This is a genomic window from Martelella sp. NC20, assembly GCF_013459645.1.
In the GTDB taxonomy this organism is placed as follows: domain Bacteria; phylum Pseudomonadota; class Alphaproteobacteria; order Rhizobiales; family Rhizobiaceae; genus Martelella.
The window spans coordinates 196003-218511 of the sequence record NZ_CP054862.1 but is presented as its reverse complement, the minus strand read 5'-3'; the positions used below and the strand labels follow the sequence as shown (position 1 = coordinate 218511).

Annotated in this window: 23 protein-coding genes and 4 pseudogenes; 21 read left to right on the top strand and 6 right to left on the bottom strand. The window is 58.9% G+C overall.

Features of this window, described 5'->3' with window-relative positions; all coding sequences use genetic code 11:
- The first annotated feature begins 1 nt into the window (after position 1).
- The 7 genes and pseudogenes from otnK to HQ843_RS27620 all read left to right on the top strand — a co-directional run bounded on the left by otnK (position 2) and on the right by HQ843_RS27620 (position 4576).
- Positions 2–1264 (top strand): 3-oxo-tetronate kinase, encoded by a 1263-nt coding sequence (otnK, locus tag HQ843_RS27650; RefSeq protein ID WP_180902562.1) that lies wholly within the window; start codon positions 2–4, stop codon positions 1262–1264.
- Positions 1261–1893 carry a 3-oxo-tetronate 4-phosphate decarboxylase gene (gene otnC / locus HQ843_RS27645; protein WP_180902563.1) on the top strand — a complete coding sequence of 211 codons (633 nt, stop codon included), beginning with the start codon at positions 1261–1263 and terminating at the stop codon, positions 1891–1893. The genes otnK and otnC overlap by 4 nt, the downstream gene beginning before the upstream one ends.
- Before the next feature lie 3 nt (positions 1894–1896).
- A complete protein-coding gene (locus tag HQ843_RS27640) occupies positions 1897–2676 on the top strand; it encodes a hydroxypyruvate isomerase family protein (protein WP_180902564.1) in 780 nt (259 codons plus the stop codon).
- 14 nt (positions 2677–2690) lie between these two features.
- Complete coding sequence (locus HQ843_RS27635) at positions 2691–3116, top strand: GlcG/HbpS family heme-binding protein (protein ID WP_180902565.1); 426 nt, start codon at positions 2691–2693, stop codon at positions 3114–3116.
- Between the two features lie 350 nt (positions 3117–3466).
- Positions 3467–3751: pseudogene (locus HQ843_RS27630) on the top strand (sulfatase-like hydrolase/transferase); the annotation flags it as partial.
- A 15-nt stretch (positions 3752–3766) separates the two neighbouring features.
- Positions 3767–3916, top strand: a pseudogene (locus HQ843_RS27625) (group II intron reverse transcriptase/maturase); the annotation flags it as partial.
- A gap of 180 nt (positions 3917–4096) precedes the next feature.
- Positions 4097–4576, top strand: a complete 480-nt coding sequence (locus HQ843_RS27620) for a reverse transcriptase domain-containing protein (protein WP_371822233.1) — start codon at positions 4097–4099, stop codon at positions 4574–4576.
- A gap of 124 nt (positions 4577–4700) precedes the next feature.
- On the opposite strand, the gene HQ843_RS27615 is transcribed toward HQ843_RS27620, so the two are convergent.
- Positions 4701–5495 carry an alpha/beta hydrolase gene (locus HQ843_RS27615; RefSeq protein ID WP_180902566.1) on the bottom strand — a complete coding sequence of 265 codons (795 nt, stop codon included), beginning with the start codon at positions 5493–5495 and terminating at the stop codon, positions 4701–4703.
- Between the two features lie 66 nt (positions 5496–5561).
- Complete coding sequence (locus HQ843_RS27610) at positions 5562–6647, bottom strand: ABC transporter substrate-binding protein (RefSeq protein ID WP_180902567.1); 1086 nt, start codon at positions 6645–6647, stop codon at positions 5562–5564.
- A 309-nt stretch (positions 6648–6956) separates the two neighbouring features.
- Here HQ843_RS27610 and HQ843_RS27605 point away from each other — a divergent pair, with 309 nt between their 5' ends.
- The 5 genes from HQ843_RS27605 to HQ843_RS27585 are packed head-to-tail and all read left to right on the top strand — an operon-like array spanning position 6957 to position 12226.
- Positions 6957–7616, top strand: coding sequence for a GntR family transcriptional regulator (locus HQ843_RS27605; protein WP_180902568.1), 660 nt, complete (start codon positions 6957–6959; stop codon positions 7614–7616).
- Positions 7617–7673: 57 nt separating this feature from the next.
- Positions 7674–9407, top strand: a complete 1734-nt coding sequence (locus HQ843_RS27600; RefSeq protein ID WP_180902569.1) for an ABC transporter permease — start codon at positions 7674–7676, stop codon at positions 9405–9407.
- The gene (locus tag HQ843_RS27595; protein WP_180902570.1) at positions 9400–10539 is read left to right on the top strand and encodes an ABC transporter ATP-binding protein; all 1140 of its coding nucleotides are present in this window, start codon (positions 9400–9402) and stop codon (positions 10537–10539) included. The genes HQ843_RS27600 and HQ843_RS27595 overlap by 8 nt, the downstream gene beginning before the upstream one ends.
- The gene (locus HQ843_RS27590) at positions 10536–11918 is read left to right on the top strand and encodes an acyclic terpene utilization AtuA family protein (RefSeq protein ID WP_180902571.1); all 1383 of its coding nucleotides are present in this window, start codon (positions 10536–10538) and stop codon (positions 11916–11918) included. The genes HQ843_RS27595 and HQ843_RS27590 overlap by 4 nt, the downstream gene beginning before the upstream one ends.
- A complete protein-coding gene (locus HQ843_RS27585) occupies positions 11915–12226 on the top strand; it encodes a DUF4387 domain-containing protein (protein ID WP_180902572.1) in 312 nt (103 codons plus the stop codon). Before HQ843_RS27590 ends, HQ843_RS27585 begins: the two co-directional genes overlap by 4 nt.
- A 194-nt stretch (positions 12227–12420) precedes the next feature.
- Here HQ843_RS27585 and HQ843_RS27580 read toward each other — a convergent pair.
- Positions 12421–12915: pseudogene (locus HQ843_RS27580) on the bottom strand (ISAs1 family transposase); the annotation flags it as partial.
- Positions 12916–12982: 67 nt separating this feature from the next.
- Between HQ843_RS27580 and HQ843_RS29685 the strand changes: the two are divergent.
- Genes HQ843_RS29685 through HQ843_RS27570 form a run of 3 tightly spaced genes read left to right on the top strand, consistent with a single transcriptional unit; the run spans position 12983 to position 14117 of the window.
- Positions 12983–13405, top strand: coding sequence for an ATP-binding cassette domain-containing protein (locus tag HQ843_RS29685; RefSeq protein ID WP_246710473.1), 423 nt, complete (start codon positions 12983–12985; stop codon positions 13403–13405).
- 8 nt (positions 13406–13413) lie between these two features.
- Positions 13414–13716 (top strand): hypothetical protein, encoded by a 303-nt coding sequence (locus HQ843_RS29680; RefSeq protein WP_246710472.1) that lies wholly within the window; start codon positions 13414–13416, stop codon positions 13714–13716.
- Positions 13659–14117, top strand: coding sequence for an ABC transporter permease (locus tag HQ843_RS27570; protein WP_180902574.1), 459 nt, complete (start codon positions 13659–13661; stop codon positions 14115–14117). The genes HQ843_RS29680 and HQ843_RS27570 overlap by 58 nt, the downstream gene beginning before the upstream one ends.
- On the opposite strand, the gene HQ843_RS27565 is transcribed toward HQ843_RS27570, so the two are convergent.
- Positions 14065–14250, bottom strand: a complete 186-nt coding sequence (locus HQ843_RS27565; protein ID WP_246710488.1) for a hypothetical protein — start codon at positions 14248–14250, stop codon at positions 14065–14067. The genes HQ843_RS27570 and HQ843_RS27565 overlap by 53 nt on opposite strands.
- A gap of 250 nt (positions 14251–14500) precedes the next feature.
- Between HQ843_RS27565 and HQ843_RS27560 the strand changes: the two genes are divergently transcribed.
- A complete protein-coding gene (locus HQ843_RS27560; RefSeq protein WP_180902576.1) occupies positions 14501–15541 on the top strand; it encodes a LacI family DNA-binding transcriptional regulator in 1041 nt (346 codons plus the stop codon).
- A gap of 48 nt (positions 15542–15589) precedes the next feature.
- On the opposite strand, the pseudogene HQ843_RS29675 reads toward HQ843_RS27560, so the two are convergent.
- Positions 15590–15718: pseudogene (locus tag HQ843_RS29675) on the bottom strand (NAD(P)-binding domain-containing protein); the annotation flags it as partial.
- Between the two features lie 238 nt (positions 15719–15956).
- Positions 15957–16991, bottom strand: a complete 1035-nt coding sequence (locus tag HQ843_RS27550; RefSeq protein WP_371822234.1) for a LacI family DNA-binding transcriptional regulator — start codon at positions 16989–16991, stop codon at positions 15957–15959.
- A 265-nt stretch (positions 16992–17256) separates the two neighbouring features.
- On the opposite strand from HQ843_RS27550, the gene HQ843_RS27545 reads away from it, so the two are divergent.
- From HQ843_RS27545 to HQ843_RS27525, 5 genes are all read left to right on the top strand, one after another.
- Positions 17257–18210 (top strand): sugar phosphate isomerase/epimerase family protein, encoded by a 954-nt coding sequence (locus HQ843_RS27545; RefSeq protein WP_180902578.1) that lies wholly within the window; start codon positions 17257–17259, stop codon positions 18208–18210.
- Between the two features lie 63 nt (positions 18211–18273).
- A complete protein-coding gene (locus HQ843_RS27540; RefSeq protein WP_180902579.1) occupies positions 18274–19506 on the top strand; it encodes an ABC transporter substrate-binding protein in 1233 nt (410 codons plus the stop codon).
- A gap of 144 nt (positions 19507–19650) precedes the next feature.
- A complete protein-coding gene (locus HQ843_RS27535) occupies positions 19651–20535 on the top strand; it encodes a carbohydrate ABC transporter permease (protein ID WP_180902580.1) in 885 nt (294 codons plus the stop codon).
- Positions 20532–21410 carry a carbohydrate ABC transporter permease gene (locus tag HQ843_RS27530; protein WP_180902581.1) on the top strand — a complete coding sequence of 293 codons (879 nt, stop codon included), beginning with the start codon at positions 20532–20534 and terminating at the stop codon, positions 21408–21410. Before HQ843_RS27535 ends, HQ843_RS27530 begins: the two co-directional genes overlap by 4 nt.
- A gap of 9 nt (positions 21411–21419) precedes the next feature.
- Positions 21420–22502, top strand: a complete 1083-nt coding sequence (locus tag HQ843_RS27525; protein ID WP_180902582.1) for an ABC transporter ATP-binding protein — start codon at positions 21420–21422, stop codon at positions 22500–22502.
- Positions 22503–22509: the final 7 nt, after the last annotated feature.

Sequence of the window (22509 nt, the reverse complement as noted above, 5' to 3'; positions counted from 1 at the left end):
TATGCTGCTCGGCGCCATCGCGGATGATTTTACCGGTGCGAGCGATCTCGCCAACACGCTTGCCAAGGGCGGCATGGCGACCTTGCAATTTTCCGGGCAGTTTTCCGGCATCGCCTCCAACGCGCCCGCCTGCGAGGCCGGCGTCGTCGCGCTGAAGACCCGATCCGCGCCGGTTTCAGAGGCGGTATCGCAGTCTCTCGCGACCGTGCGCTGGCTGCTCGACCAGGGCTGCGAACAGATCATCTTCAAATATTGCTCGACCTTCGATTCCACGCAGGACGGCAATATCGGGCCGGTGGCGGAAGCTCTGCTCGACCTGCTGCAGACCGACGTCGCCGTCGTCTGCCCGGCGTTTCCGGCGACCGGCCGGCGGGTTTTCATGGGACATCTTTTTGTCGGAGACCGCCTGCTTTGCGAAAGCGGCATGCAGCATCACCCGCTGACGCCGATGACCGATCCCGATATCCGTCGCTGGCTCGGATACCAGACCAGGGGCGCCGTTGGCGGCATTGCCCTCGATACGGTGCGCGCCGGAAGCGCTTCGCTGGCTGCGGCATTCGCCGCCGAGAGACAGGCGGGCCGGCGCCTTGTCGTCACCGACGCCATCAGCGACGACGACCTCGTCACGATCGGTCTTGCCGTTGCCGGCCACAGGCTTGTCACCGGCGCGTCCGGCATTGCCCAGGGCCTTCCGCAAAACTTCAGGGCCAGGGGAAAGCTCGCCGACGCGGCGGAGACTTTGCCCCCGGTGACCGGTCCGGGCGTCGTGTTGTGCGGTTCCTGCTCAACCAATTCGCAGCAACAGGTCGCCCGCTATGCAACTGCCAATCCTTCCCTGGCCGTCGATCCCCGCGCGCTAGCAGGCGGCGAGATCTCGCCGGAGGGCGTTTCCGCATGGGTTGCCGAGCAGGGCGATAACACGCCGATCGTGTTCTCGACCGCCGCGCCGGACGCGGTTGCCGAAGCGCAACGGCGGTTCGGACGGGAGGCTATAGCGGGACACATCGAAAGCTTCTTCGCCGCACTCGCCCGAAGCCTTGCTGACGCCGGCATCCGCCGCATCGTCGTCGGCGGCGGAGAGACATCGGGGGCGGTGGTGGAAGCTCTGGGCCTTGCCAGCATGCGTGTCGGCCGCGAAATCGATCCCGGCGTGCCCATGCTCGTTGGCGAGAGAAACGGCCCGCTCGGCCTGGCGCTGAAGAGCGGCAATTTCGGCGGTCCCGACTTTTTCACGAAAGCCCTGCAGGAGCTTGAACGACCATGACCGAAGAAGACGTTCGCGCGGACATCGTGAAATGGGGCCGCTCGCTTTTCGAGCGAGGCTTGACGGCCGGTTCATCCGGCAATATTTCCGCGCGCATCGACGGCGGCTACATCGCCACGCCGACGAATTCGTGCCTCGGCTTTCTTCAGGCCGATCGCCTTTCAAAGCTTGATATCGACGGGAACCATATTTCCGGCGAAAAGCCGACGAAGGAACTGCCGCTGCATTTCGCCTTCTACCAGGGGCGTTCATGCGCCGCCGTCGTCCATCTGCACTCCTCCTACGCGACCGCGCTTGCCTGTCTTTCGGATACGGATCCGGCCGACGCCATCCCACCGATCACGCCTTACGTGGTGATGCGCGTGGGCACCGTGCCCGTCGTGCCCTACACGCGGCCGGGTTCTGCGGAGGTAAAGGCGCGGATTGCCGAAATCGTCGCCGACCACAGCGCCGCACTTCTCGAGAACCACGGGCCGATCGTCTGCGGAGCGAGCCTCGACGCAGCGGTTTTCGCCATCGAGGAGTTGGAAGAGGCGGCAAAGCTTGCGATCATCACCCGTGGAATGCCGGTCAGGCATCTTGCGCCTTCGGCGATCGCCGATCTCAACGCGACATTCAGGCTGCGGTGACCCATGCCCCGATTTTCCGCCAATCTCGGCTTTCTCTGGCCCGACCGTCCGCTGCTGGAACGCATCGATGCCGCCGCCGCTGCGGGTTTTCGCGCCGTCGAACTGCACTGGCCCTATGATATCCCGCCGCAGGACGTGCGCGACCGCTGCCAGGCCCTCGGTCTCACGCTGCTTGGCATCAACACGCCGCCCGGCGACGCCGGGAAGGGCGAGTTCGGGCGGGCAGCGCTCGCCGATTGCCGGCAGGCGTTCGAAGCCGATTTCGAACAGGCGCTCGACTGGGCAAGACTTTCCGGGGCATCCGCGATCCATGTCATGGCCGGCGTGGTCGAGCCGGCACAGAAGGATAAGGCGCGGACGGTATTGGTCGAGAACGTCAAGAAGGCCGCCGCCCGCGCACCGGACATGATGCTGCTTCTGGAGGGCATCAACCAGAGAGACAAGCCGGGCTATTTCTACTCCACAATCGAGGAAAAGGCGGACATCATCCGGCAAATCGGCGCCCCGAACGTGAAGATCATGTTCGATGCCTATCATGTCGGCGTCGCGCAGGGCGACATCTTCACGCGGCTGAAAACCCATCTGCCGCTCATCGCACATGTTCAGATCGCGGCCGTCCCGAGCCGCGCCGAACCCGATGAGGGCGAGGTCCACTATGGCAATCTCATCAGCGAACTCGATCGCCTTGGCTACCGCGGCTGGATCGGTTGCGAATACAAACCCCGCGCCGGAACGGACGAGGGCCTGCACTGGATGCAAGACCTGGGAGCCCGGCTTTATTGACTGGAGGAAAAGAAATGCTCGCCACGAAAACCGCACTCACGCTTGAAGCCGCCAGAACCATAGCCGCCGCCTGCGACACGGAGGCCCGGAGCCGAGGCCTCAGGCTGGTGATCGCGATCGTCGATGATGGCGGCCATCTCGTGCTGCTGCATCGCGAGGACAATGCCCAGGTCGGCAGCGTCGAGATTGCAACCCTGAAGGCGCGCACTGCCGTACTCTTCAGGCGCGACACCCTCGATTTCCAGAAAGTCGTCGAGGGTGAAGGTCGCTATGCCTTGCTCTGCATACCCAACGGCGTTCCGCTTGACGGCGGCGTGCTGCTTCGCTCCGGTTCCGAGATCATCGGCGCCATCGGCGTTTCGGGGGCAAGCGACGAGGAGGACGGCGACATCGGCCGCATCGGCGCAGCCGCCCTGGCAACGGCATCCGCCATCGATTGATCTTCGAAACCGGAACACGCACATCGCGTATTTTTTGCGCGAGACTGACATGTAAGGATCTGCACTTCAGATCAGACCACGACGGATATTTGATGCACGCCAAGTGTTAACGCACGACCGGTGAGCGACCGCCATGCCGTGGCCGTTGCTCGAGCCGAGCACCGGCCGACCAACGCCGCACTATCGAGCGGCTCTATCCAATTGGCGCGACGCATTTCCGCAAACGTCAGCTGTTTCCGGGACCTGGCGACGGCGACCCTGCGAACGCTTCTCCCAAAATTTTCCGAGTCCCAGCGAAGCGTCAGCCGATGTCTTCGCCGAACACCGTTTCGAATAATTTCCGAACGCGCGATCATGCCCCTGATATGGGCATGATCGCGCGTCTTGACGAAGCCTTTGGCAGGATTATCGACGCGCTGATTTCGCGCGGCGAACTCGACAACACGATCGTCCTGTTCACATCCGACCACGGCTGTCACTTCAAGACCCGCAACGCGGAATACAAGCGATCCTGTCACGAGGCCTCGATCAGGGTGCCGCCGCTGCTTGCGGGACCGGGTCTGAATGGCAGAGGCGAAATCACCCGCGCCGCCGCGCTGATCGACCTGCCGCCGACATTGTTGAACGCCGCCGGCACTCGACGTGCCGGCGTGGCACGGCAGCGATGCTGGCGTTACGATTGGGTTCTTGATCTCGATATCAAGGCTTTCTTCGATAGCATCGAACCGGACCTGCTGATGCGGGCTGTGCGCAAGCACACCGATTGCGCGTGGGTGCTTTTATACATCGAACGATGGCTAGTGGAGTGAATTTGACATTTGAGTCCCGTTTCAGCGACCTCGTACATCAAATGTCAAATTCTAAAATTCCACTAGAAAATATATATTTGCTAGTGGTTCCCATGATTCCAACATTTGCTGATGAGGTCGCAGCGAGGGGAACCAAATGTTGGAATCGAACCACTAGAGGCGCCAGTGCAGATGCCGGACGGAAGTCTCGTCGCCAGAGAACGAGGAACGCCACAAGGCGGGGTGATCAGCCCCCTCTTGGCAAACCTCTTTCTTCACTATGCGTTTGACATGTGGATGTGTCGGAATTTCCCGGACATTCCGTTTGAGCGCTATGCTGATGACGCGATCTGTCACTGTAGAAGTGAGAGGCAAGCGATGGCGCTTCAGGAAGCTTTGGAGGCTCGTTGTACTGACTGTGGGCTGACGCTTCATCCTGAGAAGACCAAAATCGTCTACTGCAAGGATGAAAGTCGACGAGGTCCTCACCCGCTCTACAAGTTCGACTTTCTCGGCAACACTTTCCGGCCGGGTCTGGTGAGCAAGAGGGCCGGGGGCATGGGTGTTGCATTCAGTCCTGCGGCCAGTTCGACGGCGCTCAAGGCAATACGGGGCACCATCCTCCGTAGATGGTCCTTGCACCTTCGCAGTGACAAGGCTCTCGATGATTGAAGTGGCTCGGGAAAACTGCACAGCCTTGATAAGTGGAATTTCTGCTTGACTTTGGCTTAGAGCGTTTTCCGACCCTTCCGGGTCAGATCGTGCGGATATGACCCGGAAGGCTCGGGAAAACGCTCTATTTTACGAAATGGCCATTCATAAATCCAACAACTGTCGGGATGATTTTCATTGCTTCATGGCCGCAGTCGGGAACAATATCCAGCCGGACGGACAGTCCGGCCTTAAGATAGTTATCGTGAAGTTCGCCAATGCGTTCGATCCGGTTGCGCCCCTTGATAAGTGACAGGCTGGCGGTTGTTGAGGATGCGAACCGTACGGAATCGTTGCTGCCAACCACCAGTTGAATGGGGATGGACTTGAGCGCTTCTTCGTCAAATGGTTTGCCGAATATCTCGGGAAGATCGGCGGTGCCGGTCCAGCAGAGTTGTGACGGATCGAGCGGGGTGATGCCGCCCGGCGCGCCAATGCTGACAGCGCTCAGGCTCTCGGGGTGTACATAAAGAAAGCGATGGGCGAAATGCCCGCCGCCCGAGAAGCCGAAAAGCCCAAATTTATCAAAGCACAGTCCGGTTGCGGTTTCCAATTCTGCGACCATCGCCAGTAAAATCAGATCGTAGCGGATGTCCTGTTCAACCAGATATTTGTAACCATCAGCATTGCCGTCACCATAGGGGGATGTAGGGAATAGCGGTGCCAGAATAACGCAACCGGTGGCTTCTGAGAAATCGATCAAAGCATTCCGATAAGCCATGGCATCGCGTCCCGATCCGTGTATAGCGACTAGAAGTTTGCCGCCATCGGGCCCGGATTGAGGATTTTGCGGGATGTGGGAACAATAAGCGAAGCGTGGAAACGCTGTGCTGAAATGGAAGGCTTCAGGCCATTGCCGGCCGGGCAGGTGATATGGCATTGAACTGGCCCCGTAAAACGAATGTTTAATGGACCGGGGACGGCCCCGATCCATCAGGCTTTAAGGTTAGCGTCCCAGAGCTTCGTTCCAGAAAGTCAAGAACTCTTCGGAACCATCTTCCAGATCAGCCTTTGGGGTGATGAACACGATATTGTCTTCACCGATTTCCTGGATGATGCGGCTGAGGCTGGCATAGGGCACGTCATCTGGCTCGATGTCGGCGCGATATGGCGTTTGACCACCATTCGCGAAGGCAATCTGTCCTTCACGCGACAAAAGCAAATCAAGGAAAAGCTTGGCGGAATTGACGCTGGAGGCTGCCGAGGTGATGGCAACACTGCGTTGTAACACTGGCGTGCCATCGGCCGCAAATACCCAACCCGCAACAGCTTTAACGGCTGGTTGCTCATATTGCCGGATGCCGGCGCCGGAGGTGAAGATGGCGGCGGAGTATTCTCCGGTCATCACTTTTTCACGCATTGTACCCGCGCTGGTGTCAGGGGTCATATAGGGCCCCAGCTGCTCAATGAGCTGTTTAGAACCATCCTGGCTCTCACTCCAGCTTTTCCACAGTGACATGCCGATGGAACGCTCCGGAGTGTATGTGCTGACCTTGCCTTGCATGCTGGGATTATCCTTATAAACGGCGATAACATCAGCAATCGACTTTGGCGGCTCGGCAAAGGCACGCTTGTTGTAGGCTAGAATGAACGGATCTGCCGACGCCGCGTAGACGCCGGGCCCGGTTGTGATGCTCCATTCAGGCAGATTGGGAATTTCAGGTGACTTATAGTCAAGGAACGCACTGCGCTCGACCCCATCGACCCAGCGTTCAGGTGAAGTGTTGACGATGAGATCGGCGGTGCGCACATTGGAACCGCTCTCCGCGAAATACTTTTCCCACAGCGAGTTGTCGTCGGTTGTCTCAATGGTCATCCAGGGAAACTTCTGTTTGGCCAGATCGATAAAGGGTTGCCAGTTGCCAGCGGAGACGTTGGAATAAACCAGCAATCGGTCCTCCGATTTGGCCCCTTCTAGAACCTGGGCGTAATCAGATGGATAGGAATCCGGGATCTGAAATTCCTGTGCCTGCACGGATGTTGCCGCTGCGGCGACCATAATGCCCGCGGTCAGTAGCTTAGTGATAAACATGTACGTTCTCCTCCATTATTGACCCCGATAAATCCTATTCACCGGGCGATAGCGCACGCGACCGTTTGCGGTTTTTAGAATGCAGCGTTTGCTCCATTGGGCCCGTTGTAGGGGCGCAAAATTGCCCTAAGCCAAGGTTGCTTTCACTTGGTGAGGGTAATGTCCACTTTCGGACATTCGGCAGATATTGTCGACAAAATAGACCGCTGTCAATGCAATGGACACTTCAGAGCCCAAATTGTCGCGGAGTATTGACGAGTACTCAGGAAGCGTATAGGAAATTGTCGACAAAAATGAGAAAGAGTCGACATGCACCAGAGTGCCAGTTCCCAAAAGCTTTTCGAGCAAATCGGTCTTTCCATCTTGAGCGGTGAGCTGGAGCCGGGCGCGAAGCTAACCGAAGCAGCGATGGCAAGAGACCTCGGAGTGAACCGGGCGCCTCTCCGGGAGGCACTGTTGCGTCTTGAGGAGCGTGATCTGATCGAGCGGGTGCCTTATTCGGGTATGCGCGTTGCTGTACTGGGCGTTCCCGAGTTGGTGGAGCTTTATGAGATTCGTGGTGTGCTTGAGGGGTTGGCGGCCAGGCGTGCGGCGGAGCGGATCACAGATGAGGAGATTGCGGTTCTGCGCAGCTATGTAGACGAGGGTGAAATTCGCGTGCGGGAATTCGGGTCGAATGACGCCCGCCTGTTGCCAGCTATTCGCGATATTCACACAGAAATTGCTCGAATTTCAAACAACGCGGGATTGCAGAAGCTTCTCGGCCGAGAGATTTGGCAGTTCCTGCGGGTGGCGCATACTCGATTTGGTCGGTCGCCTGAGCGTCTGGCGGTCGCCTCGAAAGAACATGCGGGTGTGGTGGAGGCTCTAGCACAGCGGGACGGCGAGCTCGCCGAGCTGCTGATGCTGCGCCATATCGGCAATGCTTGCAAAGAGCTGCTGCAGGAAACCAGCGGCAACAAGGGATAACCAGGAACCGCAGCCTCGGGGGCTTGCAAGAATTCCGCGCAGGCGGTGGGAGGGAATGTGTCAAATTCAACCGAAGACATGATGTCTGCTGTGCCGAGCGGCGGCATTCTCAATGGGACAGGCGCATGGCTTCAAGCAACGATTGCCGTGCTGGCATTTGTTCTTATTGGGGTCGCAATGGCACCTGCATTTGTTCAGCTTTTTCTGGATAAGCCGCTTTATTATCCTGATGCCGTCTTCACACTCACCAATCTGTCGAGAATTTTCACTGACCCCGAGGTTGTCAGAACCTATGGGACGACCCTTGTTTTCACCGTGATTGTCGTCGTGTTGTCCATGCTTTTGGGCACGTGCTTTGCTATTTTGCTGGGGCGCACGGATTTGCCAGGCAAAGCACCGCTTACGGCGATCTTGCTTTGGCCGCTGTTTTTGTCGCCGCAGGTTATCGGGTTTGGCGCGATCCTTTCGTATGGTCCCTCGGGAATTGTGACGATCTTCGTCCGCGACTTCCTTGGGCTTCCGGTGTGGGATTTATATACGGTTGTCGGCATGGCGGTGATCACAGCTATAGCCAGTGCACCGGTTACGACTCTGTACTGCATTGTGGCGGCGCGCCAGCAGGATCCAAATCATGATGCCGCCGCGCGTATGGCTGGTGCCAAGCCTTGGCGTATTTTGACCAAGGTGACGTTGCCCCTGATGCGCCCCGCACTGGTCTTTGCGCTGATCATGAATGTGGTGCATGCGCTTGAAACGCTTTCGATACCGCTGATCATTGGCGGGCCTGCGAACATTAAGCTGATGACCACGCTGATTTATGAAAAGGCGTTTGAAACCTCTGGCATTCCCGAATACGGGCTGGTGTCCGCCCTTGCTGTGTCGATGATCGGTCTGGTGGCGATCCTGTTCGGTCTGCAGCGGCTCGTTTTACAGCGGGAATACCGGTTCGTCAGCATAGGATCGCGCGTTGGCGGTGCCAAGCCCTTGGAGCTAGGTGTGTGGAAATGGCCTGCATTTGGGCTGGTGTGGACCTACGTTATTTTTGCCATCCTGTTTTTGCTCGGCGCTGTATTTTTGCGGTCGTTCGCCTTCTTGCTTTCGCCTTATGTGCCGTTCTTCGACGTGGTCACATTGCAGAACTACGCTGATATTCTCACTGTCGAGGTTTACAAAAGATCGATCATCAACACGATTATTCTGGCCTTGGTCGGCGCCGGATTAGGCACGGCTCTGATCGCGGCTGTGGCGCTGGTGGCGCAGCGATCAAACTTCCCGCTGCGGCGGTTCGTCGACGGATTGGCCCAGATGCCCAGAGTCCTGCCCGGTTTGATTGTGGGACTCGGGGTGTTTTATGCATCGGTTTATGTGCCGATGCTGAGCTGGATGCGCAATACTATCTGGTTATTGCTGCTCGCCTATCTGATCCGGTTCATGAGTGCGGGTTATGGCATTGTGCTGCCAGCCCTGTTTCAGATCACCACGGATTTCGACCGGGCGGCAAAGGCTGCAGGCGCGGGGTGGACACGAACGATGGCGCGCATTGTTCTGCCTCTGCAAAAGCAGGCGCTTTTGTCGTGTTTCGTTTTGTTGATGATCCTGATTGTCAAGGAATATTCGGCGGCTGTGTTCCTCATGTCGCCTGGCAGCGAAGTTATCGGCACCACAATGCTCAGCTTGTGGATTCAGGGGCAGACCGGCCCCGTTGCGGCGCTGGCAGTGCTTCAAATTCTTCTCACCGGAGCGTTGATCACGGTCGCTTCACGCTTGTTCGGAGTAAAGCTTCATGACTGATGTAAAAGTTCGTAATTTGTGCCGCAGATATGGGGCGTTCGTCGCGCTCGACGATGTTTCCTTTGATGTTCAAAGTGGTGAGTTTCTCACCCTTTTGGGGCCGTCCGGTTGCGGAAAATCGACGACGCTGAGCGCCTTGGCGGGCCTTGACCGGCCAACGCTTGGTACAATCACCATTGGCGAGCGGGAAGTGTTCAATTCCGACAAGAACCTGTTTATCGATGCCCAGTTCCGTAATCTGGGTCTGATGTTTCAGTCATATGCTCTGTGGCCTCATATGAATGTATTTGAAAACCTGGACTTCGCGTTGGAGGTGCGCAAGGTGCGCGGGGCGACCGCGCGCGAGCGGATTCACGAGGCGCTGACCATGGTGGATATGGATGCTTATGCCGAGCGGTACCCGGCTGAATTGTCAGGCGGGCAGCAACAGCGCGTCGCGCTTGCGCGAACGCTGGTTTATCGGCCCGATGTGTTGCTACTCGACGAGCCCTTGTCCAATCTCGACGCCAAGCTGCGCGAAAAGGCGCGGCTGTGGCTGGGCGATTTGCAGCGCAGAACCGGCGTGACAATGGTGTTTGTGACCCATGATCAGGCCGAAGCGCTTTCATTGAGCGACCGTATTATTGTGATGAACAGGGGTAAGATTGCCCAGATCGGCACCCCGAATGAGGTTTATAAATCACCGGCAGACCCGTTCGTTGCCGATTTCGTCGGGGCGAGCAATCTGTTGCGCGGCAGGCTGCGAAAAAAGGGCGCGGGCCGTGTGGTTCAGTTCGGCGAAACATCGGAAATTCGGGTCGATGCCGAAGCGGCGGGCAATTTGCCCGAAGGCGACGTTGTTGTGAGCATACGTCCGGAAGTAGTGGCCATGCAGAAAGATGCTACCGGTGAAAACGTGCTCCCGTGCAAGGTGTTGAGCGCCAGCTATCTGGGTTCGCACTCGCTGGTGGTTGCGGAAATGGATGGCGCGAAGTTGCGGGTGGAGACCACCGGCAGTGTAAAAGAACTTTCTTCGGGATTTTTGAAAATGCCCAGGGAGGCGGTGCGATTGTTTCCCGTCGATGACTGGTTCGATGGGCTTGAAAATGTGGAAGCCGATCTGATGGGTGGACAGGGAGTAGCTGCGCAATGAGCGATGATTTCAAACCGGTTGGCGTGGTTGTTCCCGCTGGGGTCTTGGGCGGAGGTATTTCCTTGGCGCAGGTGCAATGGGGCCTCGATCAAGGTGCCGAGGCGATTGCCGTGGATGCCGGCTCCACCGATAGCGGACCGTCATGTCTTGCGACCGGCATTTCCAAAATGAGCCGCGATGCGATCAAGCGCGATCTGGCGGCAATGATACGGGTTGCCTTGCCGGCAGGCAAACCGATATTGGTGGGTACCTGCGGCACGGCGGGCACTGATGCCGGCGTTGACTGGACCCATGCGATCGTCATGGAGATCGCGGCTGAACTGAAAGTTTCGCCGAAGGTGGCGCTTATCTATAGCGAACAGAGCAAAAAGACGGTTTTGCAAAAGCTATCGGATGGGAAAATTTCGGCGCTGGCCCCTTCAAAGGATCTCGAAGCGGGTGTTGTTGAGCAGTGCGAGCATATCGTGGCGCTATTGGGCCCCGAGCCCTATATCGAGGCGGTACAAAATGGTGCCGACATCGTTCTTGGCGGGCGGACTACCGACACTGCAATTCTTGCCGCGGTGCCGTTGATGCTGGGTGCGGGCAAGCCGCAGGCCTGGCATGCGGCGAAGATTGCCGAATGTGGTGGCCTTTGCACCGAGAACCCCCGGGAAGGCGGCGTGCTGATTACCATTGGCAAAGACCATTTCGATGTGTGTCCGCTCAACCCCGATAATGTCTGCACGGTCTATTCGGTGTCTGCGCATATGCTGTATGAAAACAGCGACCCGCACCGGTTGGTAGAGCCGGGGGGCGTTCTTGAGGTCGAGGCGGCAGTATATGAAAAGCTGGACGGCAGAACGGTGCGGGTGCGCGGGTCCGAATTTGTTGAAAAGCCTTATACCATGAAGCTGGAGGGGGCGGGGGTTGGGCCCTATCAGACCATGATGATAGTCGGAATACAGGACCCAACAGTATTGGGTTCCCTTGAAGTTTTCATGGAGCGTATGCATGAGCGCCTCTCATTGATCATCACCGAAACCTTTCCTGGGCAAAACGACTGGACTATCTCGCTTCGCCCTTACGGCTGGAATGCAGTTTCCGGCGATGCCCCACCGGATGGTTTCGTGCCTCGAGAGGTGTTGCTGATGCTGGTTGTCACCGCGCCCACCCAGGATATTGCGACGCGCATGACTAAGGCGTGCAACTCTACCTTTTTTCATTTCCCCATCAAACGCGGCATTCCTTTGCCCAGTTATGGGTTCCCCTTTTCGCCGGCAGAAATTCAGATCGGCCAAGTTTATGAATTTTTGCTCAATCATGTAGTGGAGGTATCGGAACCCGGTGAGTTGGTACGCGTAAAATATCATTTCGATGCGCGGGAGAACGCGGCATGACTACTTTGAAAGACATCACAAAATATGTGCGTTCAAAGAATGCCGGGCCATTCTGGGTAACGGTCGATATGTTTTTCGAAAGCGAGAAGGAATTCAACTGCTATAAAGACAAGCCAGAATTGTCCGCTTCCTTCATCGCTGAACGGCTGGGGGTCGATCCCAAGATGTTGAAGAGGTTCGAAATTCCCCGCCTCAACACCATAAAGTTCTCATTTCCACGCGATCATTCGCAAGGTGGCGTGCTGGAGCGGGACATGCACAGTGGGCAGACATTTGTGCGGTTGCTGGATATTGTTGTTGCTCCATAGCTGTTTATCGATCACTTCTCGAATAGTGATTGATAAGATGCAGTGAATGAGTATCGGGCGCTCATGAACGCTTCACCACGTTACCTCTGTGACCGACGTCACGCTTGCGAAAATTGGAAATCGAAACCTGCCCCTTTATGCGCGAAGCCCGCGGTCAAGAGGGGTGAGCTTGCTGCAGGGCAATCGCTTGAAGGTCACATGTTTTGACTTGTGATCGCGTTGAAGAGGTATTGGTCGTCCCAGCCGAGGGTTTTTCGTCTGACCTTGCAGCTTGCCTTATCGTTGATTTGTTTGACTATATTGATGGGTGCGTGGCGGATAGTGGCCATGTTTGCGGGTCCGTTTTCGGTTCGCAGCCGCATGAGGTCGTCATGGAAGACGACATCCATGACCCAGTGGAGCCTGTTCTCGACGCCCCAATGGGCGCGAACGGCGCGGGCGAACGGAGCCGCCGTGAGCCTTGCGGAGGTGAGATAGTATCGCCGTGACAGCGATGTTGCCCCGTTGCGCTCGACTTCAGCCTCGACCATGGCGATGGCCGCAAGGGCGGGGAAACGCGGTTCGCCGGGAAAGCGCCGGTCGGAGGCAAGCCAGCCGACATCGTGGCTGACAAAGTGGCGACGGATCTCGATGCGGCCATGAGCCTCGGGCGTTCTGAAGACGCCGATCACCTTCGATTCCGCCGTCGACCCGGACTACCTAGAAGAGGCCGTTCCGGGCAGCGTCACGCTTTCCGCCCAGTAAGAAAGCGACCCGATGGCCTCCGCTCCTGAAACAGTGGCCCCGCCGACAGGCGGCGAGGCGCAACCGGCGGTCTCGTTTCGCGATGTCGCCATGATCTATCCCGGCCAACCGGCCGGGAGCGATCCCATCCTCAAAGGTATCATCCTCGACATAAGGCGGGGCGAGTTTTTCCTTCTCATCGGGCCGAAGGCGACATTGTCCTCGACGCTCAGCCAATCGAACAGCGGCCCGAAAATGGCCGGTCGCGACCGCAAGGTCCGCCGCGCGATCGCCGCAGAATATATCGACATGGTCGGCCTCAAGGGGCATGAGAAGAAGCTGCCGTCGGAGCTTTCCGGCGGCATGAAGCAACGCGTCCAGATCGCCAGAACGCTCGCCGCCGGGCCCGAAATCGTGCTGATGGACGAGAGCCCTTCGCAGCCCTTGACGCCCTGACCCGCCGGGTGCTGCAGAAGGAGCTTGCGCGCATCTGGAAGGAAACCGGGCGCACCTTCATATACGTCACCCACGACCTCCGCGAGGCCGTGCTTCTGGGCGAACGCGCCGGCGTGATGAGCCGGGGACCGTGCGCCAACATCAGCCAAGTCTACGGCATCGCGCTCGACTATCCCCGCGACGATCTCGACCCGGAATTCACCACGATAATACGCTCGCTGGAAGACGACATTGAAAGGGAGGCCTCGAGCCAATGGGCAAGCATCTGTGTGTCTACCTTTCGATCGCAAGGGTGGTCTGTTTCGTGCTGATCTGGCAAGTGGCATCGATGACGATCATCGATCCATTCTTCCTGCCGCAGCCGACGGTCGTTTTGTCAGGTTTCATCGAGTTTCTCGGCAACGGCACGATGGTGCAATCCGTTCTGATCAGCATCATGCGGATACTCGTCGGCTGGCTGATCGGCAGCGCCGTTGCCATTCCGCTCGGCCTGATGGTCGGCATTTCGGCGCGCGGACGGGCGATCGTCGATCCGTTCATCCATTTCTTCCGCTTCGTGCCGGCGATCGCGCTTGTCACGCTGTTCATCGTCTGGTTCGGCGTCGGTGAAATGTCGAAGATCCTGCTGATCGCCTATGCCACGGCCTTTATCGTCATGGTCAACACGGCAAGCGGCGTCGGCTCGATGCCGTGCTGCTGCGCACCTCGCTGACACAACTTTCGGTGAGGTAGATCAGTATGATGACGACGCCACTCCAGAACGCAAGCCTGTGGTCGCGGAACTTTTCCCATGTCAGGCGCCACTGGCTGGCGTTTCCGATGGCGTGGCTGTCCTCATCGGCCATCGCGGCCTTGGAGGCATCAAACTTCATATCCACGCTGCTCATAGCGCGTCCCTGCGGTCTGAAAACAGGTTCATATGCTCCTCCCAGGCATGAATTTTGTTATTAAATACCCCGCACATTTCGTTAGCTGTCGATGTTTTTAATTTATGTTTGTCGTTTTTGTAGTTTTGTTATTTTTGTGGTCGTCCGGTCATTGACAATCTTTGGCGGGGTCAGGATTACAGGCGTAATAACGGAGATCTGATGATTGATGGCACGGCCGACATTACAATCGATAGCCAACGAACTCGGCCTCTCCAAATTCGCCGTTTCCCGTGCATTGAGCGGCAAATCGGGGGTCAGCGAGGGGACCCGGAAGCTGGTTGAGGAGGCTGCGAAGCGGCAGGGGTATCAGCCGCGGGACTTTCGTCGGGTGACCACCGATCAGCTCGTCGTGATCGTGCGGGATGCGCCGACTGCAAACAGAGAATTGTGGATTGACGTGCGCAACGGCATAGAGATGCAGGCGATGCGTGAAGGGTTCAACGTCCGCATGGCCGAGAGCGAGGATGCCGACGAGGTTGGGGAACTGGCCGAAACCAACCTCGGTGTCATCATTCTCGGTCCCAACCGGCGGTCCGTGATGGAGGCGGCTCATGCGTCAGGGCGACCTGTCGTCGCCTGTTGTCACAATATTCCGCCATTGCTGGAAATCGATCAGGTCACCGGTTCGGACGAGGAGTCAGGGGCCGTGGTCGGAGAGTTTCTGGTTTCGCTCGGGCATCGCGATATCGTTTACGTTCACGGCCAGACGGGCTTTCCCGGTCGTGAAGCGCGCTTGCGTGGCTTGTTGTCGGCCGTCGGCGACTCGGCGCGGATCAGCGAACTTGCCCTCAGCAAGGATTATGCGTCAAGCGAGTTTGCGCCGGCCATGCGGCGCATTCTCGATAATGGCGCGTCGCCAACCGCGTTTTTCTGCGGCTCGGACGGCGTCGCCATAACCTGCCAGTCAGAGATCCTGCGGCTCGGCTTGCGTGTTCCCGACGATGTGACGGTCATTGGTCATGCGGATTATCCGCTGGCGACCCAGGTCTCGCCCATGCTGACGACAATTGATATGCCGCACCGGGAGATTGGATTGCAGGCGGTGCACATGATCCGCAACAGAATCTCCCAGTCACTCGGTCCGGCGCAACATCTCAGTATGCGCGTCCATCTCGTGGCAGAGCTGGTTGAGCGGGAGTCAAGCGGCCGGCCTGGCCAGCCTGACTGGGAGTGCTCCTTGAGCCGGGCCGGAGGTGCGGCGGCCTGATCGCTGCATCGGCATCTTTGGCGGCGGACATCGGCGTCTGAGCCGCGTGCCCCCTCGTTGCACAAGGTACGAACTTTCCTCCTTCACCCGATTGAGGTGAGCCTGATGACCTGCAGCGATCAGATGGGCCGCCATCGGCCGCCCCATGACGCCCAGCCCAACGAACCCAATGCGCATATAGCCCTCCATTTGTTTGCCTACTATCCGGCTAAAGATGTTTTGTATGTTGTGTAAATCGTTATTCGTGCACATTGTTGGAGGGAGCGTGCCCGCCTTCCGGCGGCATCCCGGGCTCGAGAGTTTCCTGAACGATGATGACAGCAACCCCGCTCATCAGGCGCAGAAACCGGTGCTTGCTGAGGTCGCGCGACGGGCCGTGGACCGGATTGCGATGATCGCAGATTAACGGTTCGGACTATCCGCCGGATAGTCTGACAAGCGGCGCCACGCTCTCGCGTGTGATCAGCCGGCTCGGTACCACGATGCGGCGCGCCGGCGCCGCTCCGCCGTTTTCGATCGCCTCGAGAAGCAAGGTGGCGGCCGTATGCCCCATCTCTTCCACTGGCTGCTCGATCGTCGAAAGCGGCGGCGTGCAGAATGCGCAAACAGGGGAACCGTCGAAGGAAACGATCGAAACGTCCTCTGGAATGCGCAAGCCAAGCTTGCGGATCCCGCTCATGAAGGAAATTGCCATGTCGTCGCTGGTGGCGATCACCGCCGTCGGCCTGTTTTCGAGCGCCTCGAAATCGGCGACGCCCTCAAGACCGATTCTGAAGCCTTGCTGGTAGTCGCGGCTGCCGCCCGAGCGCACCACGGCATCATCTCCAAGACCCGCCTCGGACAATGCCTCGATAACGCCGGCATAGCGCTCAATGTCGTGATAACTGCCCTTCGGCCCGGCAATATAGAAGAACCGCCTGTGACCCAGTCCGATCAGATCGCGGGTCACGGCGCGCACGGCCGCGCGATCGTTGGTCACGACGCTCGGCGTGCCGGCGTCGCTTATGTCCAGAAGCATCGAGACGACCGGAAGGCCCGCCTGGGCAAGCGAGCGGCCGTCGACTTCCGGCAATTTCGAGGACAGGATGATGACGCCCCGCGCCGTGCCGCCGAAGGCGAGATCGAGAATGTGGCGTTCCGAGGCCTCGTCGCGATCGAGGTTGGCGATCATCAGAGTGTAGCCGGCCTTGATCAGCGATTTGTTGATGCTTTGCAGGACCTGCGGGATAATCTGGGACGCGCCATAATAGAGCGATCCCGGAAGGATAATCATGATGGTGTTGGGTTTGCCGACCCTGAGAGACCGCGCCATGGCGTTCGGCGTATAACCCAGTTGCTTGGCCGCCGCATCGATCTTGGCGCGCGTCTTTTCGTTGACGCGACCGGGATTGGCAAGCGCGCGGCTGACCGTCGAAATTGCAACGCCCGCAAGCCGGGCGACATCCGCCATCAGCGGGCCTGATTGCTCGTCCGGAGTCACGCCATTGCTTTTGCTCAATTTTGTCTCCTCGTGGACACTTGCGTCGCGGTGCACGATCCCTCCGGTCAGTCTATAGCAAACGTTTGCCAAAAAGCTCTTGCAAAAAATATAGGCCTGATTATTATCTGGTCATGGCAATCGTTTGCCACTTTGCAACATACTGAGAAATATAGATTTTCTTTTGTGGGGACGCGTTTTCCGCAAACCTGCAGCGTGCCTGGAAAATGGAGCAGTCATGACTTCCCGCAACGGACTCCGCTTTGGCGTCGACCTGGTAACCTTCTTCCATCCGGGCTTTTGGAATGTGCCCGATCAGGACGCTGTCATCGCGTATGCCCACGAGGCGCCGCGCGCCTTCTGGGATCGGATACTCGACAGCGTGCAGTCTTCCGGCGTCACGGGCGTCGAGCTGACCTTCTCGCCTTTCAACTGGCAGGATGCGATCGAGACATACGGCTCGGTCGAGGGGGTCGCGGACGCACTTTCCGGGCGCGGGCTTACGCTTTGCAGCGGTTTTTTCGCCGAACTCGAAGCGGCCGGGGATTTTGCGGCGCCGGAGGCGCAGCAGGCGATCATCGACAAGGCCGAACGCTATGCCGATTTTCTGAAGGCGTGCGGCAGCGACATCATGGTCATCGGCGCGCCCTTGCGGCAAACGCCGGGCGAACAGCCGGTCGTGTTTCACGACTTTGATCGCGTGAAGGCGATCGCTGATTTCCTGAACCGCCTTGGCGCGATCCTTCTTGCCCGCGGCGTGCGTCTTGCGCTTCACACCGAGGCGCATTCCGTTTTCGCCGCCGCGCGCGACGTGGACCTGATGATGCTGCTGACCGATCCGACCTATGTGCATATGTGCCCGGACACCGCCCACATCATCCTGTCCGGTTCCGACCCGATCCAGCTCGTCGATCGTCATCATGAGCGCATGATCATCGCTCACTGGAAGGATGCGATCGGGCCGATGCCCGCCGACACCCCGATCGATGAGCATATTCATGATCGCCATCGTCCCTATTTCTGCGGTTTCGGCCTGGGCCGGGTCGACTGGCCCGCCTGGATCCGTCTTCTCCGCGATCGCAATTTCGAAGGGTGGGCAATCCTCGAACTCGATGCCGCGCCGGATCCCGTGCGCGACATTGCCGGCGGGTTGACGCTCGTCAGGCAGGCGCTCCTGCCGATCTATCGCTGACGTCAGAACGACCAGAGAAGCTGCAACAAACGGCCCTGAACCAAAAACAGAAGAGGTGGAACAATGATCAATAAAACCAGACTGTTACTCGCAAGCGCGGCGCTAGGCATAACATTCGCCGCCGCCCAGGCACAGGAAGCGCCAAAGGCGGAGGTCTTCAGCTCGTGGACTTCGGGCGGCGAGGGCCGCGCGCTGCAGGCGATCAAGAGCGAATTCGAAAAGCGCGGCGGCACGTGGGAAAATTCCTCGATCGCCGGTTTTGAAAATGCCAATGCCGCGTTCCAGAACCGCCTGGTGGCCGGCGACCCGCCGACTGTCAAGCAGCTTATCGTCGGGAAGGATCCCGCGGAGTTCATCGCGCTTGGCCTGATGACCCCGATCGACGACGTCGCGACAGCCGGAAACTGGGACGCGGTGCTGCCGAAGGCGCTGTCGGACTACATCACCTATGATGGCAAGGTCTATCTTGTGCCGACGGGCATCCACGGCGAAAGCTGGATGTTCTACTCCAAGGCCGCCTTTGACGCGGCCGGCATCACCGAAGAGCCGGCGACCTGGGATGCGTTCTTCGCCGATATGGACAAGCTCAAGGCGGCCGGCCTCGTGCCGATCGCGTGGGGCGGTCAGGCCTGGCAGGAAACCAAGGTTTTCAACATGGTTCTGCTGTCTCAGGTTGGCCTTGACGGCTTCCTCAGGATTTACGTTGATGGCGATCAGGAGGTGCTGGCTTCGGATGGTGTTCGAAACACGCTCGAGATCTTCGGCAAAATGCGTGACTATGTCGATGAGGGTTCACCGGGGCGGAACTGGAACGATGCCACTGCCATGGTGATTACCGGCAAGGCCGGCGTCCAGTTCATGGGCGATTGGGCCAAGGGCGAGTTCACGGCGGCCGGACAGGCGCCCGGCGAGGATTTCGGCTGCGCGTTTTCGCCGGCCACGCCGGGCATGATCTACATCGGTGACGCCTTCGGCTTCCCCACGGTTTCCGACCCGAACGGCGCGGCGGCCCAGAAACTGATAGCGGACGTGGTGATGGACCCGTCGGTACAGGTGGCGTTCAGCCTCAGCAAGGGCTCGATTCCGGCGCGGACCGATGTCGACAAATCGCAGTTCGACATGTGCACCCAAAAGGGCATGGCGATGATGGCCGAGGGCAAGATCGTGCCCGAGCATGCGATTACGCTGACGCCGGAAGCAGTCGGTATGCTGACTGATTTCGTCGGCGAGTTCTGGAGCGAACCGTCTCCCGACATTGATGATGCGGTCGCGCAGTTCTCGGCAATTTTCGAGTAGCGCCCAGACATGAACGGTTGACCTTGCACCAAAGGCCCTGACGCTCCCGGACGGTCGATCGACCGGGAGCGCGTGCCCGATCCGCCGCCTGCCGCCCTCGTCTTCGCCAGGGCGTGCGTCAATCGCATCGACAGAGAACAACCGATGAAACGCAAACACCCCATCGCCGCTATCGTCGCGCTGTCGCCCACATGGCTGGCGGTGATCCTTGTCTATATCGGTACAATGGTCTGGTCCGTGCGTCTTTCGTTTACGGATTCCCGGCTTTTCCCGTCGTCGAACTATGTCGGCTTCGCGCAATACGAAAAGCTCTTTTCGTCCAGCAAATGGCTGACGGCGCTGCAGAATCTGGTGATCTTCGGCGTGCTCTACGTCGTTGGCTGCCTGGTCCTGGGGTTTGTGCTGGCCGCAGCGCTCGACCGCAAGGTCCGTTTCGAAAGTGCCTTCCGGACCATTTTTCTTTACCCCTATGCCATGTCCTTCATCGTGACCGGCCTTGTCTGGCAATGGCTGGCAAACCCGACATTCGGCTTGCAGGCCAGCGTCAACATGCTTGGCTGGACCAGTTTCCGGTTCGACTGGCTGACCTCGCGGGAAATGGCGATCTACGCGGTTGTCGTCGCCGGCATCTGGCAGGGGGCGGGTCTGGTCATGGTGCTGGCGCTGGCCGGCATGCGCGGTGTGGACGGGGAGCAGTGGCGGGCGGCGAGGATTGACGGCATCCCCGTCTGGCGCGTTTATGTGTCGATCGTTCTGCCGCAACTCGGCCCGGTGCTTGCGGCCGCCGGAACGCTGCTGACGATGGGGGTGATCAAGACCTATGACCTCGTGGTCGCGCTCACCAATGGCGGGCCGGGATCGGCCACCGAAGTGCCGGCCAAATTCATCATGGACAATCTGTTTCAGCGGCAGAATCTGGGCCTCGCCATGGCCGCCGCCACCTCGCTTCTTCTGATGGTTGTCATCATCGTCGCACCCTTTCGCTATGCCCAGACAATCAGCGCCCGGCGCAAGGCAGGTACCTTATGACCCAACCCCGCGGACCAAAGCCCGGACGCATGACGGCGGGCCGCGTCGGCCTCTATCTGTTCCTGCTGAGCGCCGTCCTGTTCTTCGCCGTGCCGCTTTACGTCATGATCGTCACGTCGCTGAAAACCATGGAGGAGATACGTCTCGGCCAGATCTTCGCCCTGCCGCGTCATTTCGATTTGTCGGCCTGGATCACGGCCTGGACGGCGGCCTGCACCGGAACAGAATGTGGAGGCATCCGCGTCGGTTTCTGGAACTCCGTCAGGATCACCATTCCCGCGGTTGCCATTTCGGTTTTCGTCGGCGCCGTCAACGGCTACGCCCTGTCGTTCTGGCGGGTGAAGGGATCGAAGCTTCTGTTTGCGCTGCTGATGACCGGCGCCCTGATACCCTATCAGGTGTTTCTCTATCCGCTGGTCCGCGCAATGGCCACGCTCGGGCTCTACAATTCCCTCGGCGGCATCATCCTGGTGCATGTGCTTTTCGGCCTGCCGCTGGTCACGCTTCTGTTCCGCAACTATTTCGTGACGATCCCCGAAGAGCTGTTCAAGGCCGCGCGCGTTGATGGCGCCGGCTTCTGGCGCATCCTTCTGGAGATCATGCTGCCGATGGCCGCTCCGATGATCGTGGTCGCTTCGATGTTTCAGTTCACCGGCATCTGGAACGATTTTCTGCTCGGCCTCGTCTTTGCCGGCCGGGACAATCTTCCGATGACGATACAGCTCAACAATGTCGTCAACACCACGACCGGCGAACGCCTCTACAACGTCAACATGGCGGCCACCATGCTCACCGCGCTCGTGCCGCTTTCCATCTATTTCCTCTCCGGCCGCTGGTTCGTGCGCGGTATCGCCGCCGGCGCCGTCAAAGGATAAGGCTCAATCATGGAAACCGCCGTTTCAGTCAGGGATCTGAAGATCGCCTATGGCGACCACACGGTCATCGAGGAATTGTCGATCGATATCTCCCACCGCGAATTTCTCGTTCTGCTCGGCCCTTCCGGTTGCGGCAAGTCAACACTGCTGAACTCCATCGCCGGGTTGCAGGATATCACCGACGGTGAAATCTGGATCCATGGCAAAAATGTCACCTGGGAGGAACCGAAGGATCGCGGCATAGGGATGGTTTTCCAATCCTATGCGCTTTATCCGCGGATGTCGGTTCGGAAAAACCTCTCCTTCGGCTTGCGCGTCGCCGGTCTGCCGAAGGCGGAAATCGAGGCCCGCGTGGACCGCGCCGCGCGATTGCTCCACCTTGAAAAACTGCTGGACCGCAAGCCATCGGAACTTTCCGGCGGACAACGCCAGCGTGTTGCCATCGGCCGGGCGCTTGTGCGCGAAGTCGACGTCTTTCTGTTCGACGAGCCGCTGTCGAACCTCGACGCCAAGCTGCGCAATGAGCTGCGCGTAGAGATCAAGAAGCTGCATCAGCAACTCGGCAACACGATGATCTACGTTACCCACGACCAGGTTGAGGCGCTGACATTGGCGGACCGCATTGCGATCATGCGTGACGGCGTCATCCAGCAGATAGCCGCGCCATCGGAAATCTATCATCGTCCCGTCAACCTGTTCGTCGCGGGCTTCATCGGCGCTCCCGGGATGAATTTCATATCCGGCAGCATCGATCTTGCGGATGGCGGACCGGTTTTTGTCAGCCCGGATCTTTCGCTCGACCTTTCGGGCTATGCTTTCCGGGAGGGCGCGAGACCCGGCCAGGCGACGCTCGGCTTCCGTCCCGAGCATCTTGCGATCGACGGCGCGGCAGCGGGGCTTCCTGTCATTGCCGGCCGTGTCGCTGTCGTTGAACCGATGGGCTCTGACGCGATCGTGTGGTTCGACCGGGGCGGGAGCAGCCTTTCGCTCAGAACCATGGACGAGGTGGCCCTGCAGCCCGGAGACGCCATCGTGCCCGGGATCGATATCGCCAGAGCGTCGCTCTTCGATGACGCCGGCCACCGTCTGTAATACGCAA